Annotated in this window: 17 protein-coding genes; 10 read left to right on the top strand and 7 right to left on the bottom strand. The window is 63.9% G+C overall.

Features of this window, described 5'->3' with window-relative positions:
- Window positions 1-11 precede the first annotated feature (11 nt).
- The 3 genes from AB0O58_RS05860 to AB0O58_RS05850 all read right to left on the bottom strand — a co-directional run bounded on the left by AB0O58_RS05860 (window position 12) and on the right by AB0O58_RS05850 (window position 3,125).
- Complete coding sequence (locus tag AB0O58_RS05860; RefSeq protein ID WP_032373315.1) at window positions 12-1,433, bottom strand: lipase family protein; 1,422 nt, start codon at window positions 1,431-1,433, stop codon at window positions 12-14.
- A gap of 202 nt (window positions 1,434-1,635) precedes the next feature.
- Window positions 1,636-2,517, bottom strand: a complete 882-nt coding sequence (locus AB0O58_RS05855) for a class III extradiol ring-cleavage dioxygenase (RefSeq protein WP_219519200.1) — start codon at window positions 2,515-2,517, stop codon at window positions 1,636-1,638.
- Window positions 2,518-2,714: 197 nt separating this feature from the next.
- Complete coding sequence (locus AB0O58_RS05850; protein WP_366238002.1) at window positions 2,715-3,125, bottom strand: hypothetical protein; 411 nt, start codon at window positions 3,123-3,125, stop codon at window positions 2,715-2,717.
- Window positions 3,126-3,250: 125 nt separating this feature from the next.
- Here AB0O58_RS05850 and AB0O58_RS05845 point away from each other — a divergent pair, with 125 nt between their 5' ends.
- Window positions 3,251-3,649, top strand: coding sequence for a hypothetical protein (locus tag AB0O58_RS05845; protein ID WP_032399338.1), 399 nt, complete (start codon window positions 3,251-3,253; stop codon window positions 3,647-3,649).
- Here the strand turns inward: AB0O58_RS05845 and AB0O58_RS05840 are convergent.
- Complete coding sequence (locus AB0O58_RS05840) at window positions 3,621-3,830, bottom strand: hypothetical protein (RefSeq protein WP_032367822.1); 210 nt, start codon at window positions 3,828-3,830, stop codon at window positions 3,621-3,623. The genes AB0O58_RS05845 and AB0O58_RS05840 overlap by 29 nt on opposite strands.
- Before the next feature lie 93 nt (window positions 3,831-3,923).
- Here AB0O58_RS05840 and AB0O58_RS05835 point away from each other — a divergent pair, with 93 nt between their 5' ends.
- The 4 genes from AB0O58_RS05835 (at window position 3,924) to fahA (ending at window position 7,687) form a co-directional block, all read left to right on the top strand.
- Window positions 3,924-4,451 (top strand): MarR family transcriptional regulator, encoded by a 528-nt coding sequence (locus AB0O58_RS05835; protein ID WP_219519205.1) that lies wholly within the window; start codon window positions 3,924-3,926, stop codon window positions 4,449-4,451.
- Between the two features lie 71 nt (window positions 4,452-4,522).
- A complete protein-coding gene (locus tag AB0O58_RS05830; RefSeq protein ID WP_219519272.1) occupies window positions 4,523-5,716 on the top strand; it encodes a homogentisate 1,2-dioxygenase domain-containing protein in 1,194 nt (397 codons plus the stop codon).
- Window positions 5,662-6,501: a hypothetical protein gene (locus tag AB0O58_RS05825; protein WP_308102611.1), complete on the top strand. Its 840-nt coding sequence runs from the start codon at window positions 5,662-5,664 to the stop codon at window positions 6,499-6,501. The genes AB0O58_RS05830 and AB0O58_RS05825 overlap by 55 nt, the downstream gene beginning before the upstream one ends.
- 19 nt (window positions 6,502-6,520) lie before the next feature.
- A complete protein-coding gene (fahA, locus tag AB0O58_RS05820) occupies window positions 6,521-7,687 on the top strand; it encodes a fumarylacetoacetase (protein ID WP_363797201.1) in 1,167 nt (388 codons plus the stop codon).
- Window positions 7,688-7,693: 6 nt separating this feature from the next.
- Here the strand turns inward: fahA and AB0O58_RS05815 are convergent, their stop codons facing one another.
- The gene (locus AB0O58_RS05815) at window positions 7,694-8,206 is read right to left on the bottom strand and encodes an Lrp/AsnC family transcriptional regulator (protein ID WP_366238001.1); all 513 of its coding nucleotides are present in this window, start codon (window positions 8,204-8,206) and stop codon (window positions 7,694-7,696) included.
- Window positions 8,207-8,367: 161 nt separating this feature from the next.
- On the opposite strand from AB0O58_RS05815, the gene hppD reads away from it, so the two are divergent.
- Window positions 8,368-9,573, top strand: a complete 1,206-nt coding sequence (gene hppD / locus AB0O58_RS05810; protein WP_366238000.1) for a 4-hydroxyphenylpyruvate dioxygenase — start codon at window positions 8,368-8,370, stop codon at window positions 9,571-9,573.
- Between the two features lie 28 nt (window positions 9,574-9,601).
- Here the strand turns inward: hppD and AB0O58_RS05805 are convergent, their stop codons facing one another.
- A complete protein-coding gene (locus tag AB0O58_RS05805) occupies window positions 9,602-10,087 on the bottom strand; it encodes an Lrp/AsnC family transcriptional regulator (RefSeq protein ID WP_032368670.1) in 486 nt (161 codons plus the stop codon).
- Window positions 10,088-10,245: 158 nt separating this feature from the next.
- Here AB0O58_RS05805 and pdhA point away from each other — a divergent pair, with 158 nt between their 5' ends.
- Genes pdhA through lpdA form a run of 4 tightly spaced genes read left to right on the top strand, consistent with a single transcriptional unit; the run spans window position 10,246 to window position 14,973 of the window.
- On the top strand, window positions 10,246-11,361 hold the full coding sequence (gene pdhA / locus AB0O58_RS05800) for a pyruvate dehydrogenase (acetyl-transferring) E1 component subunit alpha (protein ID WP_366237999.1): 1,116 nt from the start codon (window positions 10,246-10,248) through the stop codon (window positions 11,359-11,361).
- Window positions 11,358-12,362 (top strand): alpha-ketoacid dehydrogenase subunit beta, encoded by a 1,005-nt coding sequence (locus AB0O58_RS05795; RefSeq protein WP_222095481.1) that lies wholly within the window; start codon window positions 11,358-11,360, stop codon window positions 12,360-12,362. Before pdhA ends, AB0O58_RS05795 begins: the two co-directional genes overlap by 4 nt.
- Entirely contained in the window at window positions 12,359-13,609 is a 1,251-nt protein-coding gene (locus AB0O58_RS05790; protein WP_366237998.1) for a dihydrolipoamide acetyltransferase family protein, read from the top strand. Before AB0O58_RS05795 ends, AB0O58_RS05790 begins: the two co-directional genes overlap by 4 nt.
- Entirely contained in the window at window positions 13,606-14,973 is a 1,368-nt protein-coding gene (lpdA, locus tag AB0O58_RS05785; RefSeq protein ID WP_206499093.1) for a dihydrolipoyl dehydrogenase, read from the top strand. Before AB0O58_RS05790 ends, lpdA begins: the two co-directional genes overlap by 4 nt.
- A 248-nt stretch (window positions 14,974-15,221) precedes the next feature.
- Here the strand turns inward: lpdA and AB0O58_RS05780 are convergent, their stop codons facing one another.
- Window positions 15,222-16,634, bottom strand: coding sequence for an amidase (locus tag AB0O58_RS05780; protein ID WP_219519217.1), 1,413 nt, complete (start codon window positions 16,632-16,634; stop codon window positions 15,222-15,224).
- Window positions 16,635-16,917: the final 283 nt, after the last annotated feature.

Raw genomic sequence — 16,917 nt, 5'->3', positions numbered from 1 at the left:
GATGGGTTCCATCACGACCCGATCGGCTTCCCGAACAATCCGGCGATTATCTCGCCGACGGCCGCGACGAACGTCGGGTGCGCACGCGTGTCGAGCGCCATCGAGCCGACATCGTTCGTCCGGCAACCCGGTTCCACCGGAACACCGGCAAATCGGTCGCGCATCCACAACACCGCACTCGGAAAAGCGATCAGCTCCAGGCTGATGTGCTCACTGAAATGATCGCGGGTGTAGGTGACGTCGGCACCCGGACGGCTGCAGTACGACTCGACCATCGCGTTGACCGGCCCGATCGGCACCAGCCAGTCCGGGTTGGAATGGTAGACGTAGAGCGGCATGTTCGGAGTGGTGCGGCCGAGCTGCATCGCAGACAGGGCCTTCTTCACCACCGGTTGCTGGATCGGGTCGCCGTCGGTGTGCAGCAAGCCTTTCAGGTTGACGAACGGCAGCAGCGCCGACGAGTAGCCGACACAGAGGTTGTCCTTGGCCGCGAACAACGTTCTACCGAACGGGTCGACGTGTTCGTCGATGAAGGCGGCCAGCTCGGGACTCTCGCGGCTGGCACCGATGATGCCGGCGGCGACGATGCCCGATCCCAGGGTGTTGTTCGCGTTGTCGACCAATGCCCCGAGTTCGGCCGGGGTGCCGCCCTCGGTGACTCCGACGATATCGAGCTCAGGGGCGTAGTTTTCGGCCAGTTCTGCTGCGTGCCCGGTGGCGATCGCGCCACCGGAGTAGCCGCTCATCCCCACCTTGGTGGCCTCCCCGGCCAACTGCATCGGCGCGAAGTTCTCGGCAGCTCGGATGCCGTCGAGTGTGATCCGACCGGCGACCGGCCCGGCGGCGAACGAATTGTTCGGGCCCTGATGATCGGGTACCGACACCGCCCATCCTTGCGCCAACGCTGCCTGCACTTCGAGGAATTGAGCGCCCGACGTCACCGCGCCGGTCACCGGCCAGGGGATGGCACCCGCTCGCATCGCGTACGACGGAGCGCAGTAGGCCGCGAGAGAATCCTCGGCCACCTGGATGGAGATCAACGGACGCGGTGCCGCAGGCACTCCCCGCGGCTTGATGACCGTGGTCACGGCGGCGATCGGCTCGTCGCGCCCGTTGTTGGACCGGAACGACAACTGCCACGCGTCGACCTGCGTGGGAATGACGTTGAGAGTAGCCAGCTCGACGGGCCGTGCGGCGATGACCTGGCCCGGCGCGGCCGCTGCCACCACGTCGGCGGGAGGAAGGTAGAAGTCGGTGTCGAACTCGGGAATCTTCGGCCACGTGAGCGGCGGCAAAGGCGGCTGAACCTCCACACCGGCCGGACCGCTGGAATCGGGTGCAGCGGAAGCGGGGCTGGTCGTAGCGGCAACGGCGGCGGCTACGGTCGCCACACCGATCGCTACCCGCAGCGTCCAAGATCGGGCAGAAGACACGGCTGTACTCCTTCGCGCCGGACAACGGGGTCCACAGGACGCGCGCCCGGCGACATTTCGTACAGCGCATCCGACAATCTTGGACACCGATGTCCGAGATGGTGCTCAGAACTGTAGAGCGAAGTGGCGTGGATAACAATCCCCGAGCCGAAAAAGATTCAGAACTGAATCGAGCCCAAGTGCACGGGGTAGTTCCCGTTCGTCACGCGACCGCGAAAGACCGCTTCGCCAAACCGAACTGGAAGCCGGTGATGGCCGTCGTCACCGGAGCTTCCGGATTCTCGGCGGCACCGAGGGTGACGAACAACGGCGTGAAATGTTCGACGGTGGGGTGCGCGTACGGCATTCCCGGTGCGGCACTGCGGAAGTCGGCGAGAGTCCCGACGTCACCGCGAGACAAGGCGTCGGCTGCCCAGAGGTCGAAGTCCTCGGACCACGTCGGCACGGTATTGGTTGCGAAATTCTCCCGGGACAGGAACGGCAGTCCGTGGGTCATGAACCCGGAACCGATGACCAACACACCCTCGGCCCGAAGTTCCTTCAGCGCAGCGCCTATCGCCATCAGCCGATCGGGCGCGTGCGTCGGCAGGCTCAATTGCAGAACCGGGACATCGGCGTAGGGATACATGACCTTCAGCGGCACCCAGGCACCGTGATCGAGTCCGCGCGCGGTGTGCTGATGCAGGTTCTCCGACGCCGGAATGGCCGCGGCCACCCGTGCGGCCAGCGCCTGAGCGTCGGGAGTCCGGTATTCCATCGAGTAGTAACGCTGCGCAAATCCACCGAAGTCGTAGACGAGTGGCGTCGCCGCAGCCGTCGCAGACAGGCTCAACGGCGCCTCTTCCCAGTGTGCGCTGACGATCAGGATCGCCTTCGGCTTGGGCATCGACTGCGACCAGGTGAAGAGCTCGTTCATCCAGAGCGCGTCGTCGAACACCGGGGGCGCACCGTGACTGATGTACAGCGCGGGCATCGGCCCATCGTGTGGGGTCCACATCTGCTGCGACCGGCTCGCGGGTGCTGCATCGGCGAGAAACGCATCGAATGCGGCACCCGCGACGGGCGGGTTCATCACAGAAGTCATGGCGGGTCCTTCGAAGTACCTAAGTTGAATCTTCAACCTACCACTTGAGTCCAATCACGACAACATCGGACCAGCCGGTCTGGACCGAACCACACTGTGGGTGACCTCAGCGCCCACTATTAGTGCTGAAATACCTTTTCCCGTTTGTGAGAGCGAATTGTGGACGCTCACGTCAGTGCTCCACGCCGAGGACACGGCTACTCCACGACGACGGGGCCACCACCGGGAAGGTTGGGCGTGTCCGTCGTGATCGTGAGATCGACACGGCCCGCACCGGTAGCGAGAGTGATCGGCTCGGTCGATATCCCACCCGCCGAACCGGATCGGCCGTTGTCGATGTTCGTCCACACCACGGTCACCGGAACCGGCAGCAGGCCGACCGCTGACGAGCCCATGTCACCCGCACCAGAAATCTTGCTCACTGTCGTCACCGTGACCTCCCCTGCCTCGATCACCGTCGCCGTTGCCTCGACCGGCCCCGACCCGAAACTGACGCCGTGTTGCAAGAAGACGAATGCCTGTACCGGCCTGAGCTCCGTGGTGGTTGCGGCCGACGCGATGCCCGCCGACCCCAGCGTCAGGGCTCCCGCCAGTAATGGTGCCGCCACGAGGCGAAAGACTCTATTTCTCGAAAACACGATGCTCCCCATTTCGTCGAATTCGTCCGCTGTTCGAGAACATCCTGCAACGGACCAAGCGGTATGTAGACCCCTCGGGTCCTAGGCTCGGCTGTATGCCGGATGTCTATCGCGCCCCGATGCCGAATGGCGTCGAGCGTGCCCTCACCTACGGACTCTGCGGCATGTCGGCGAACGACGAACGCTCGCTACGACGGGTCGAGCGTTTCGAGCAGGTCGCGGACCAATCTTTCGTCTGGACGCGAACCGAGCACGGCGAGTACTTCCTCGGCCGAATTTCCGGCCCACTGCGGGAGGATCACAGCGCCGACGCGGTGGCGTCGAACCTGATCTTCGTCCGTGACTGCGAGTGGATCGGCGAGCCTGTTCCCGAACACGAGGTACCCGCCGCGACGCTACGCACATTCGCGCGCGGCGGGCGAAATTTTCAGCAGACGCACGACCCGCAGGTCGGTGCAGAGTCGGCTAGCGTGTGGCGAGCGCGAGGTCGCTGACCTGGGGATCGACCTGTACGAGAGAGTAACCCTGGATCTCGAACTTGTTCTCCCCCTCAGGCGGTCCGAGCACGGCGCGGACGATCAGGGTCGCGGCAGCAGCGACGAGTGCGATCACGATGACCACTGCTGCCACGATCAGCAGGGTGCGGGGGCCACCGAACAGGTTCTTCGAGCTCATGGGTCCATCATGGCCCCTCCTCGGTGGGACACGAATCTCGCTGCGTGAGTAGTAAAGGTGTTGATCAGATGAGTTCGTGGCTACAGTGAATCCGTGACCGACGCACCCGAGCCCGATTTCTGGTCGTTCATCGACACTGCCAACAACACACTGGCCCGGGAGTACGGGTTCGAGCATCAGCTGGCCACCGAGGTTCTGCTGACACTGAACCGAGCGTCGAACATCGTCACGTACGACCTCGAGTCGACGGTTCATCGCCCGCGGGGCTGGTCGTGGTCGTCGTTTCGGCTGATGTTCGTCACGTGGCTGGCAGGCCCGATCGAGCCGCGACGAGCAGCCGAACTGACCGGCATGAGCCGCGCCGCAGTGTCGAACCTGTCCAAGACACTCATCTCCGGCGGCCTGCTCGCCAGCACGCCCGACGAGAAGGACGGCCGTTCGGTGCGCCTCGCCCTGACCACGCAGGGGCACGACGAGATGGTCGCGGCGTTCGCCGAACAGAACGAACGGGAGAACGCATGGGCCAGCGCGCTCACCGAACCCGAACAGCGAATCCTGGTGATGCTGTTGACCAAACTGATCACCAACCGCAGCCAGTTCGACGTCCGGGGGCGCAACTGAAGGTTGCGTAGATCACGTCAAAGTAGTTAATGTCTTTACTACAAGCGGTGACAGAACTCAGGAGAGAGCACGTGGCCTACTACCGGCAGCTCGGATCGGTTCCGCCGAAGCGGCACACCCAGCACCGAACTCCCGACGGCAACCTCTATTACGAGGAGCTGATGGGCGAAGAGGGCTTCTCCTCGGATTCGTCTCTGCTGTACCACCGCTACATACCGTCGGCCATCGTCGATGCCACGGTGTGGGACCTCCCCGATCAATCGACGACGCCCAACCATCCGCTCGTGCCGCGGCACCTGAAGTTGCACGAGCTGTTTCCCGAGTCCGTCGTGGCCGACACCGACGTGGTCACTGGACGACGCCTCGTTCTGGGCAACGCCGATGTTCGACTATTGTATGTGGTCGCCTCGAAAGCCTCTCCGCTGTATCGCAATTCGATCGGTGACGAGATGGTCTACATCGAATCTGGTTCTGCCACGGTGGAAACAGTATTCGGGGCGCTGCAGGCACGGCAGGGTGACTACGTGCTCATTCCGCGCGCGACGACGCACCGCTGGATTCCCGACGGCACCCTGCGCGCCTACGCCATCGAGGCCAACAGTCACATCGCGCCACCGAAGCGGTTCCTGTCGAAGTACGGCCAGTTGCTCGAGAACGCTCCCTACTGCGAACGCGATCTGCACGGCCCCACCGAGCCTCTACTCGCCGACGGCGAAGACATCGAAGTACTTGTCAAGCACCGTGGTTCGACGGGCATCGTCGGAACCCGCTACGTCTACCCGCAACACCCGTTCGACGTAGTGGGGTGGGACGGCTGCCTGTATCCGTACACGTTCAACATCTCCGACTACGAACCGATCACCGGCCGTGTGCATCAACCGCCGCCTGCGCATCAGGCATTCGAGGGGGCCAACTTCGTGATCTGTAATTTCGTTCCGCGCAAGGTCGACTACCACCCGCTCGCAATTCCGGTGCCGTACTACCACTCCAACGTCGACTCCGACGAGATCATGTTCTACGTCGGCGGCGACTACGAGGCCCGCAAGGGTTCCGGAATCGGCCAGGGTTCGATCTCGGTGCATCCGGGCGGGCATGCTCACGGTCCGCAACCCGGTGCCTACGAACGCAGTATCGGTGCCGAGTTCTTCGACGAACTGGCCGTCATGGTCGATACTTTCCGCCCCCTCGAACTCGGCGAAGGAGCGCTCGCGTGCGAGGACACCGGGTACGCGTGGACGTGGGCAGGCCGGGGGCCGAACCGATGATCCCGAAGTTCTTCCATCGCCTGTGCGACGACGCCGCTGTCTTTCCTCCCGGCAATACACCACTCGATGTTGCTGCAGCACAACATCTCGAGTACCGGGCGAGTTCTTTCGCAGACCTCGTCGGACCGTTGGTCGTTCCGATGGACCGGGTGAACGAGCTCGTCCTGGGCGCTCGGATGGAGGTCGCGTTGACCGCACCTGCAGGCCCGGGCAGCGTAGAAGCGGGCCTGCGGGTCGCCGACCGCACCGCCGGGGTCACGGTCGTTGCCGTCGAAGTGGCCGTACCCGAGGGCACGAACATCGACGCTTTGCGCAACATCACTCAGGACATCGACATCTACGTCGAAATCCCCCGAGACTCCCGACGAGACGACATCTTCGACGCAGTCGACGAGTTCGGGTATCGAGCCAAATTCAGGACCGGCGGCGTCACGGCCGACGAGTACCCGGACGAGCGGGAGCTTGCCGCGTCCATCTACGAGGCGGCACAACGCGAGGTCCACTTCAAAGCCACCGCGGGTCTGCACCATGCCGCCCGTAACACCGATCCCCACAACGGTTTCGAGCAACACGGTTTCCTCAACGTGATCCTCGCCGCGCAGGCCGCACACAGCGGCGCACGCGTCGGTGAGCTCGAGAAGATCCTGGCGATCCGGGACGCCGACGTCCTCGCCGGTCTCGTCGCCGGGATCGAGGGTCAACGCGCCTTCGCATCTTTCGGCACCTGCAGCATCCGCGAACCCCTGGACGACCTGGTCCGCCTCGGACTCGTCCCACCTCAGTGAACCAAGGAGCGCGCCGTTCATGACGCACATCGACATCCCCGCCGACTCCGAGTTCGGAATCGACAACCTGCCTTACGGCATTTTCAGTACTCCTGGTTCGGACGCTCGAGTCGGAGTCCGGTACGGCGACAATGTGATCGATCTTTCTGCCGCTCTGAACCATTCGGTTTTCGCCTCCCCCAGCCTCAATGCTTTCATGGCGCGCGGCCGCAGTCGGTGGGTCGAGGTCCGCGAGTCCGTCACCGCCATGATCGTCAGTGGCACGACCCCCGCGGAAGCGATCGTCTCGGTTTCCGACGTCACGATGCACCTGCCGTTCGAAGTTGCGGACTACGTGGACTTCTACGCGTCCGAGCACCACGCGTCCAATCTCGGCCGACTCTTTCGTCCCGATGCCGAACCGCTGCTACCGAATTGGAAGCACCTGCCCGTGGCGTATCACGGACGGTCGGGGACGGTCGTCGTCTCCGGTACAGATGTCAAGCGTCCGAACGGTCAACGCAAGGCACCCGACGAGGCGTCACCCACGTTCGGCCCGTCTCGTCGACTGGACATCGAGGCAGAGATGGGCTTCGTCGTCGGCGTTCCGGCGGATGGTCCGATATCGCCGGATCAGTTCTCCGAGCACGTGTTCGGTGTCGTCATCGTCAACGACTGGTCTGCTCGCGACATCCAGGCATGGGAGTACGTGCCGCTGGGGCCGAACCTCGGCAAGAGTTTCGCAACGTCCATCTCGCCCTGGGTGGTACCGCTGCTCGCTCTGGAGCACGCGCGAACGTCGACGCCGGTTCAGGATCCCGAGCCGCACGAGCATCTGCGCGAATCGCGTTCCTGGGCTCTCGACATCGATCTGACCGTCTCATGGAACGGCCACGTCGTCTCGCGTCCGCCGTACAATTCGATGTACTGGTCGCCCGCTCAGATGCTCGCCCACGAGACCAGCAATGGTGCAACATCGCGAACCGGTGACCTGTTCGCCTCGGGCACCATCTCGGGACCACAGAAGAATCAGCGCGGGGCATTCATCGAACTCACCTGGGGTGGAGAAGAACCGGTGACCCTGGGCTCGGAGACTCGAACCTTCCTCGAAGACGGCGACGAGGTGGTCATTGCAGCCAGCGCTCCAGGGCCTAGCGGTTCGCGCATCGGCTTCGGGGACGTCCGTGGCCGCATCGTTCCGGCCTGAGGTCGATCACTCGCGCGGTAGTCGGTATGCGGGGGCTCTGGGGGTTCGATCGGGATCCGCGCTGTTGAGCAGCGGCATTGCCCGGAACTCGACGAGCTCAGAGAGTACGACCACACTGGTGGACCGCGCGATCGTCCGAGATTGGTTGAGCACGATCAGCGTTCGTTGCAGATCGTCGTGCGACGCCGCGGCGACCCGGCAGAGCACATCTCCGGCTCCGGTTGTCGCGAACGCCTCCAGTACGCCGGGGATCTGCTCCAGAACCGCGACGACGTCGCCGAGTGCGCCTTGCGCGATCTCCAGCGTGACGAACGCCTGTACGCCGTAACCAGCTGCTGCCAAACCGATTTTCGGCCGATAGCCGGTGATGACGCCGGTATCCTCGAGCCGCTGCAATCTTGCTGTCACCGTCGCACGCGCCACCCCGAGGATGCGCGACAGATCGAGCACGCCGATTCGCGAATTGTCATGCAGCGCAGCGAGCATCGCTCGGTCCAGTTCGTCCAACGTCGATTCCACAGCGCACCTCCGTTTGCTGTACAGATCGTATAGCAAATACGGCGTGAACCTGCCCTATCTGTACAGCACGGATAGCAGTTCATGGGTCGATTGACTCCCCTGAGCCGCGATGCTGGGCTGGGCAGAACAGTGCGCCTCACTCGGACCAAGCGGGAGACCTCATGAGCCTCGACATCATCCTCAACGACGACGAGAGACTGGCCGATCTCGACGCCGATCAGTTGCGTCAGCTCATCGGCTTGGTCGAGTACGACGACGAGCGAGATCCCTTTCCCGTCAGTGGCTGGGACGCGATCGTGTGGGTCGTCGGTAACGCGACGCAGACCACCCACTTCTTCCAGTCCGCGTTCGGCATGGAGCTCGTCGCCTACTCGGGACCGACCACCGGTCAACGCGACCATCACGCGTACGTACTAACCTCCGGCGCAGTGCGATTCGTCATCAAGGGTGCCGTCGACCCCGATAGCGACCTGGTTGCCCACCACACCCGCCACGGCGACGGCGTCGTCGATATCGCTCTGGCCGTGCCGGACGTGGACCGATGCATCGCGCATGCGCGATCCCAGGGCGCGCGAGTAGTGCAAGAGCCGACCGACACGTCCGACGAGCACGGCACGGTCCGCACCGCGGCCATCGCGACCTACGGCGACACCCGACACACGTTGGTCGACCGCTCGCGCTACACCGGCACCTATCTGCCCGGTTATCTGCCACGCACGTCGACGTTGCAGCGACCGGAAGGCGCTCCCAAGCGCATCTTCCAGGCACTCGATCACGTGGTCGGCAACGTCGAGCTGGGCAAGATGGACGAGTGGGTCGATTTCTACCATCGCGTCATGGGTTTCACGAACATGGCGGAATTCGTTGGCACCGATATCGCCACCGACTACTCGGCGTTGATGAGCAAGGTCGTCTCCAACGGCAACCATCGGGTGAAATTCCCGCTGAACGAGCCGGCCATCGCCAAGAAGCGTTCACAGATCGACGAGTACCTGGATTTCTACCGCGGCCCGGGCGCACAGCATCTGGCGCTGGCGACCAACGACATCCTGTCTTCGGTCGATGCGCTCCGCGCGGCGGGCGTCGAATTTCTCGCCACTCCTGATTCGTACTACGAGGATCCCGCACTGCGAGCCCGTATCGGTAAGGTCCGAGTGCCGATCGAAGAGTTGCAGAAGCGCGGAATTCTCGTCGACCGAGACGAGGACGGGTACCTACTGCAGATCTTCACCAAGCCGCTGGTCGATCGCCCGACGGTGTTCTTCGAGATGATCGAACGCCACGGCTCGCTCGGCTTCGGCATCGGCAACTTCAAGGCACTGTTCGAGGCCATCGAACGTGAGCAGGACGCTCGCGGCAACTTCTGACCCGTACCCCGAACGACGCCGCCCACTGTCAGCGTTCGGTGGGCGGCGCAGTTCGTCCCAGACCACCTCGGTCCTCGTCGAAGATCAACCACGTGCGCGTCGCCCGGACGCCGTCGAGCGATTGCAGGCCCTCCAGCACGACTTGCCGCAGGCTCTCGTTGTCGGGAGTCCTGATGAGTACCAGCACGTCGAAATCCCCTCCGAGCAAACTGAAGTGGTCGACGAATTCCATCGACCGCAACCCCTCGGACACACTGCGCCACGAATCCTGACGGATCGACAACGCGATGAACGCCGAGGTCCCTAGCCCGGACGCCCCGTGATCCACCTGCACGGTGAACCGTTCGATGACACCCGCATCCTTGAGCCTGTCCACCCGTGTATAGGTATGTGCCCGAGAGAGATTCAAACGATCGGCCAGCACCCGCATCGAGACCCGCCCGTCGGCAGTCAGCTCGGCGAGGATGCGACGATCCGTGTCGTCCAATTCCACACGTCTCGAGACGTCGTCCATTCGTCCGCTCCTACCTGGTGGTTCGCTACGCCGATCCGACAGATAGTCAGTTCGTACCTGAAATGTCGGCAATATGTCTGCAATCCTACGGCCATAGGACTTCTTCCTCACCGATTCGGCCAGAATCACCGTACAAGCCGATCTCAGGAGAATGCCCCATGACGACCGTCGAGAAGGTTCCGGCAACGTCCTACCAACAGTTCATGCCTGCCGACCGTCCCGTGCAGTACCTCGCACCCGATGGGACGGGCGTGGACAGTGCCGCCCGCTACGCACACCCGTCGAACGAGCGCCTGCTCGAGATGTACCGCTCGATTGTGCACGGTCGCCGATTCGACCAGCAGGCAACAGCATTGACCAAACAGGGTCGGCTTGCGGTCTACCCGTCCTCCCGCGGCCAGGAGGCCTGCCAGATCGCCGCAGCCCTGTGCCTGGGTGAGCAGGACTGGATGTTCCCGACGTACCGAGACTCGATGGCTCTCGCGGCGCGAGGCGTCGACCAGGTGGAGTTGCTCGGTATGCTCGCCGGCTACTGGCACTGCGGATACGATCCCACCGCCTACAAGGTCGCTCCCCAATGCACGCCTCTGGCAACACAATTGCTGCACGCGACCGGTTTCGCCTACGCCGAGGCCAAGCAGGGACGAGACACCATCGCCCTCGCGTTCTGCGGTGACGGCGCGACCAGTGAAGGCGACTTCCACGAGGCCCTCAACTTTGCCGCGGTGTTCCGCGCACCGGTGATCTTCCTGGTGCAGAACAACGGCTTCGCCATCAGCGTGCCCCTGGCTCGCCAGACTGCGGCTCCCTCGTTGTCGCACAAGGGAGTCGGTTACGGCATCGGCAGCGAGCAGGTCGACGGCAACGACCCGATTGCGATGATGGCCGTGATGGACGAGGCCGTGAAGTACGTCCGCGCAGGCAAAGGACCCGTGGTCGTCGAGGCACACACCTACCGCATGGACGCCCACACCAACGCCGACGACGCCACGCGCTACCGCAAGGCCGACGAGGTCGAGGGATGGTTGGCCCGAGATCCGCTGACGCGCCTCGACTCCTACCTCGAAGCTCAGGGTCTGCTCACCGACGAGCTGCGCGAGCAGATGACGGTATCGGCCGACGCCGACGCCGCGGCACTTCGCGCAGGCATGAACGTCGAGCAAGACGTCGACCCCGAGGATCTGTTCCGGTTCGTCTACTCCTCCCCCACCCCCGGCCTGAACGAACAGCGCGATCAGGTCACCGCCGAAATCGCAGCAGGAGAACTGTCATGACGACGATGACCATGGCCGGAGCCCTCAACGCCGCCCTGCGCGACGCGTTGACCGAGGACGAGAAGGTCGTCGTCTTCGGTGAGGACGTCGGCACACTCGGCGGCGTCTTCCGCGTCACCGACGGACTGACCCGGGACTTCGGCGACGACCGGTGCTTCGACACCCCGCTCGCGGAGTCCGGCATCGTCGGATTCGCAATCGGAATGGCGATGTCTGGCTACAAGCCCGTCGTCGAGATGCAGTTCGACGCCTTCGCCTACCCGGCGTTCGAGCAGATCGTGTCCCACGTGGCCAAGCTGCGCAACAGAACTCGCGGCTCGCTCACCGCCCCGATGGTCATCCGCATCCCGTTCGCAGGCGGTATCGGCGGCGTCGAGCATCACTGCGACTCGTCCGAGGCCTACTACGCGCACACCCCGGGCCTCAAGGTCGTCTCCCCGTCCACTGTCGCCGACGCCTACTCACTGATGCGTGACGCCATCGCCGATCCGGATCCGGTGATCTTTCTGGAGCCCAAGCGGCTGTACTTCTCCAAGGACGACATCGAGCTGAAAAAGACCGAGCCGATCGGCACCGCGGTCGTTCGCCGTGCGGGCACCGACGTCACGCTGCTCGCCTACGGCCCCACCGTGTCGGTGGCCATGCAGGCCGCCGAATTCGCGGCCGAGGACGGTCGGAGCGTCGAGGTGATCGATCTGCGTTCACTCAATCCATTCGACGACGTGACGGTCGCGGCCTCGGTACGGAAAACCGGACGGTGCATCGTGATTCAAGAGGCGCAGGGCTTCTCCGGTGTGGCCGCGGAGATCGCATCGCGGGTATCCGAGCGCTGCTTCCATCACCTGCACGCCCCGGTACTGCGAGTCACCGGTCTCGACATTCCCTACCCGGCACCGAAACTCGAGCACTTCCACCTGCCGTCCGCTGATCGCGTTCTCGACGCGATGGACCGGTTGCAGTGGAACGATGCACCTGACCTCAGCAAGGCGGTCACGGTATGAGTGCCCAGGTATTTCTGCTGCCCGACCTCGGCGAGGGACTGACCGAGGCCGAGATCGTGGAATGGAAGGTCAAGCCCGGCGACACCGTCACCATCGATCAGGTCGTCGTCGAGGTAGAGACGGCTAAAGCCTCCGTCGAGGTGCCCTGCCCCTTCGAGGGTGTCGTCGGTGAATTGCATGCGGCCGAGGGCACATCACTGGCCGTCGGCGCTCCCTTGATCAGCATCACCGGCGGTGCCGTCGCCGATACGCCCGCGGCCCACGAGCGATACCGCGAAGAGGAGCGCGCCGGCTCGGGAAATGTGCTGATCGGCTACGGCACCGGCCACGGCCCCACCGGCCGCCGAAAAAGAGCTTCGCATGTGAGTGGAAACTCGACCCAGGCTACGAATTTCCACTCCCATGCACCGAAGGTGCTCTCCCCCATCGTTCGCAGCATGGCGCTGCAGGGTGGGTTGGATCTGGCGTCGATCGATGTCGCCGGCAGTCATGGGGTCATCACCCGCGCGGACGTGGAACGGGCACTGTCCTCGAGCACTCCCAGCGCCGAGGGCGTCACTCGAATCCCGATCACCGGGATTCGTAAGACCATCGCCGACAAACTCTCTCGCAGTCGTGCGGAAATTCCCGAGGCGACCGTCTGGGTCGACGTCGACGCGACGGCTCTGCTGCAAGCCCGACGTGACCTCGACGCCTCCATCGATGGAACCAAGGTGACGCTGTTGGCGGTGCTCGCCAAACTCACCATGATCGCGTTGGCCAAGTTCCCCGAGCTCAACAGCACCGTCGACACCGCAGCCGGTGAGATCCTGCGCTACGAGAACGTCGGGCTCGGCATCGCTGCGCAGACCGATCGTGGACTGATGGTTCCCGTTGTGCCGCAGGCGGACAAGGCCGATCTGAAGGAACTCGCCGAGCGATTGTCCGAGCTGACCGAACTCGCACGGACCGGCTCTCTGCCCGCAGCCCGGTTGAGCGGCGGAACGTTCACGCTCAACAACTACGGAGTGTTCGGCGTCGACGGCTCGGCCGCGATCATCAACCATCCCGAGGCAGCGATTCTGGGTATCGGACGCATCATCGACCGACCCTGGGTGGTCGACGGCCAATTGGCCGTCCGCAAGGTTGCGCAGTTGTCGTTGGCGTTCGATCACCGCGTGTGCGACGGCGGAGTGGCCGGCGGGTTCTTGCGCACCGTGGCCGATTTCGTCGAAAATCCCGTCGTGGCATTGGGGTCCGTCCGATGAGCGACGTCGACGTTCTCATCCTCGGCGGCGGATCCGGCGGGTACTCCTGTGCCCTGCGCGCCGAGCAACTCGGCCTGACGGTCGCATTGGTCGAGGAGGACAAGCTCGGCGGCACTTGCCTACACCGTGGATGCATCCCCACCAAGGCACTGCTGCATACCGCCGAGGTGGCCGACGCGGTCCGCGGTTCGGCGTATGTCGGCGTCACGGCATCGTTCGCGGGCGTAGATATGCCTGCGGCACTGGGCTATCAGCGCAGTGTGGTCGCAGGCCTGTACTCCGGACTGCAAGGCTTGCTGAAGCGTCCAAACATCGAGATCGTGTCCGGTCGTGGTCAGGTGGTCGGTCCTTGCACCGTCGAAGTCGGTGGGCGACGCATCACTGGGGCTTCAATGGTTCTCGCCACCGGGTCGTATTCGCGCACCATCCCCGGTATCGAACTGGGTCCGCGAGTGCTCACCAGCGACGGCGCGTTGGCGCTCGACCGAGTTCCGGAGTCCGTCGTCGTACTGGGCGGCGGGGTCATCGGAATCGAATTCGCCAGCATCTGGGCCTCTTTCGGTGCCAAGGTCACCGTCGTCGAAGCCCTCGATCGCATCGTTCCCGGTGAGGACGAATGGTCCTCGAAGCAGCTGACCAAGGCATTGCGCAAACGCGGCATCGACATTCGTACCGGCACCAAGGTCGAGACAGTCACCGAGTCGTCCGACGACATCGCGGTGGCGCTGTCCTCCGGCGACACCCTCTCGGCGGATCTCGTGCTCGTCTCCGTCGGACGCGGCCCCCGCACCGATGGCCTCGGGCTGGCCGAGCAGGGCATCGCCACCGAACGTGGCTTCGTCACTGTCGACGACAATCTGCTCACCACCGCGGCGGGCGTTTATGCCGTCGGCGACATCGTGGCGGGATATCAGTTGGCTCACCGCGGATTCCAGCACGGCATGTTCGTCGCCGAACACATTGCCGGACTCGCGCCGGCACGTATCGACGGCGATCTCGTTCCGCGCGTGACCTATTCGCATCCGGAGGTCGCGTCGGTCGGTCTCACAGAGAAGGCCGCGGAGCAGACATACGGCACCGTCACCTCTGTGGTCTACGACCTCGGCGGCAACGGCAAGAGCCGCATCCTCGCCACCGCGGGCGGAGTCAAGGTTATTCGCGCTCGTGAGGACGGCCCTGTTGTGGGTGTCCACCTCGTCGGTGACCGCGTGGGCGAATTGATAGGTGAGGCGCAACTCGCGGTGGCATGGGAAGCGTTGCCATCGGAGGTCGGTAGCTTCGTTCACGCTCACCCCACTCAGAACGAGGCGATCGGTGAGGCGATGATGGCACTGTCGGGACGGCCGTTGCACGCGCACAGCTGAATACATTTCGAGTAACCGTTCCGGATTGTTCAGGTAAACCTAGCTCCGGACTCCGCCCTCAACTCGGGCCTCCTGAACCGCCGCCGCGCAAACCTCGATCTCACTGTGCACTTCTTTCGAGATATCAATGACTGAAGGAAGTTCTGGCTTCTTCGCCCATTTTCCGCGCGACGGGCCTAACTCCCAGGTCTCGAGTGTCCCGGGTTCGACGCACAGGTTATCGATCACACTCGCGGGCGGCTGCGAGTTCACGGTGATACCCATCCACCGAAATGACTCTCGAGAGCCGTAGCGACAGCAATCGTCACGTGGTCATTGCCAGCTGCGGCAGCCACCTGAACGCCGACCGGCAGGCCGCGTTTGTTCAGCCCGAGTGGTACTTCGGTGGCGGTCATGCCGAGCAAGTTGAACAGAGCGGCACCACCGAAGAGCCATGGTCGGCCCAATGTTGCATTGTGCAGCGGTGCCGGGCGCGGTAGCGGCGGATGCATCATCACCCCCTCGCCCACGACTTCTGCTACCTGGTCGGCCAGGTCCGATGCGATCGAGTCGAGCCGACGACCGACCATCTTTGGTGCCGAACCGAGAAGGTGGTCACCCACCATCGCCAATCGAAGTTGAAGACTACTGGCGCGCAACAACGCTGGAGTTCGGTGTGCAGCTCCGGAGACGTCGAACGAATCGAACATTGTCGTAACCGGCGACGGGGCGTGGCGTCGGAGCTCGGCCAGGTAGCTCGACATGAGCCGTCGCATGGCGGGCATCGGTTGCCACTGCACGTCTGCGCCCAGTTCGGCAAGTGCCATGCCAGCGGCATCGCGGGCGTCGCGCAGCGAGCGGTCCATCGGCCGCAGATACGTCGACCCGGTCGGGATCACGACGCGCAAACCGTTCAAGTCGACCGATTCCGTTGATTTGCAACGTGATCCGTCGTCATCGGCGAGAATTCTCAACAGCGGCATCAGATCAGAGGCGCGGCGGGTCATCGGACCCAAGGTTTCCAGACGACTCGACTCGCCGGTCCTGGACACCGACGGGATCTGCTCGTGTGCGGGCACCAGCCCGGGCGATGGTTTGTGGCCGAAGACGCCGCAGAAGAACGAGGGGATACGGATCGAGCCACCGGTGTCGCCGCCCACACCGAAAGGGCTGCCGCCGCCGCCGATCGCGGCCCCCTCGCCGCCGGAGGAACCACCCGACACGCGATGGCGATCGTACGGGTTCGAAGTCCGTCCGTAGACACTGTTTGTGCTTTCGATGCCCAGGCACATCTCGGAGGTGTTCGTGACACCGACGATGATCGCTCCCGCGTTCCTGAGTCGTTGCACGACAAGCGCATCGGACTCGGCTACCACACCTGCGCGACTGGCGAGGCCGGCGGTATGGGGCATCCCTGCCACTGGAATGGACTCTTTGATCGTGCACGGCACCCCAGCCAAGGGGCGATCTGCCGCAGTGGTTGGAGGGCCTGCGTCGACGTGGCCGGCTTCGTCGAGGGCGGCAGCGAACCGGTCCCGCGCGATGGCACCGTCCCCGGCCCGTCGGAGAAGGGTAGCGATGTGCAGTGCGACCACCCGGCGGGAAGTCGTTCGCCCAGACCGAATCGCTTCGGCGAGTTCGATTCCCGACGCCGCGCCGATCCACGAGTCGGTTACTCGCACAACATTTTCCGATGACACTCCCGAAACCCTCTTTTTGTCGTGCAATCGATGCAATTCGTGTACTCCGGTTCCAGGTGTCTGCGACGTCGAGCGCTCTTTCGTGTCGGACCGCGACCTTCAATTCGGCGGGTGACGTCGGTTGCGTCCTCCGAGGGAGCTAGAGGCCAAAATGCCGTTCGACGTCTACCGGGGGGGTGTCCCTATGGTTTCTGTCAAGCGGCTTGTGTCGTGGGCGGTTGGTACAGAGTCTTGGTCTTGAGCATGGCGAACAGGACGTCGCATC

Source organism: Rhodococcus sp. NPDC080181, from assembly GCF_040702225.1.
In the GTDB taxonomy this organism is placed as follows: Bacteria; Actinomycetota; Actinomycetes; order Mycobacteriales; family Mycobacteriaceae; genus Rhodococcoides; species Rhodococcoides fascians.
Note: the sequence above shows the minus strand (reverse complement) of the source record. Positions and strands in the feature narration are given on the sequence as shown.

What these genes read in the sequence shown, in the direction of transcription:
- AB0O58_RS05795 (WP_222095481.1), top strand. Translation starts at nt 11,358, where the DNA reads ATGACGACGATGACCATGGCCGGAGCCCTCAACGCCGCCCTGCGCGAC.
- fahA (WP_363797201.1), top strand. Translation starts at nt 6,521, where the DNA reads ATGACGCACATCGACATCCCCGCCGACTCCGAGTTCGGAATCGACAAC.
- AB0O58_RS05840 (WP_032367822.1), bottom strand. Translation starts at nt 3,830, where the DNA reads ATGAGCTCGAAGAACCTGTTCGGTGGCCCCCGCACCCTGCTGATCGTG.
- AB0O58_RS05790 (WP_366237998.1), top strand. Translation starts at nt 12,359, where the DNA reads ATGAGTGCCCAGGTATTTCTGCTGCCCGACCTCGGCGAGGGACTGACC.
- AB0O58_RS05805 (WP_032368670.1), bottom strand. Translation starts at nt 10,087, where the DNA reads ATGGACGACGTCTCGAGACGTGTGGAATTGGACGACACGGATCGTCGC.
- AB0O58_RS05855 (WP_219519200.1), bottom strand. Translation starts at nt 2,517, where the DNA reads ATGACTTCTGTGATGAACCCGCCCGTCGCGGGTGCCGCATTCGATGCG.
- hppD (WP_366238000.1), top strand. Translation starts at nt 8,368, where the DNA reads ATGAGCCTCGACATCATCCTCAACGACGACGAGAGACTGGCCGATCTC.
- pdhA (WP_366237999.1), top strand. Translation starts at nt 10,246, where the DNA reads ATGACGACCGTCGAGAAGGTTCCGGCAACGTCCTACCAACAGTTCATG.
- lpdA (WP_206499093.1), top strand. Translation starts at nt 13,606, where the DNA reads ATGAGCGACGTCGACGTTCTCATCCTCGGCGGCGGATCCGGCGGGTAC.
- AB0O58_RS05845 (WP_032399338.1), top strand. Translation starts at nt 3,251, where the DNA reads ATGCCGGATGTCTATCGCGCCCCGATGCCGAATGGCGTCGAGCGTGCC.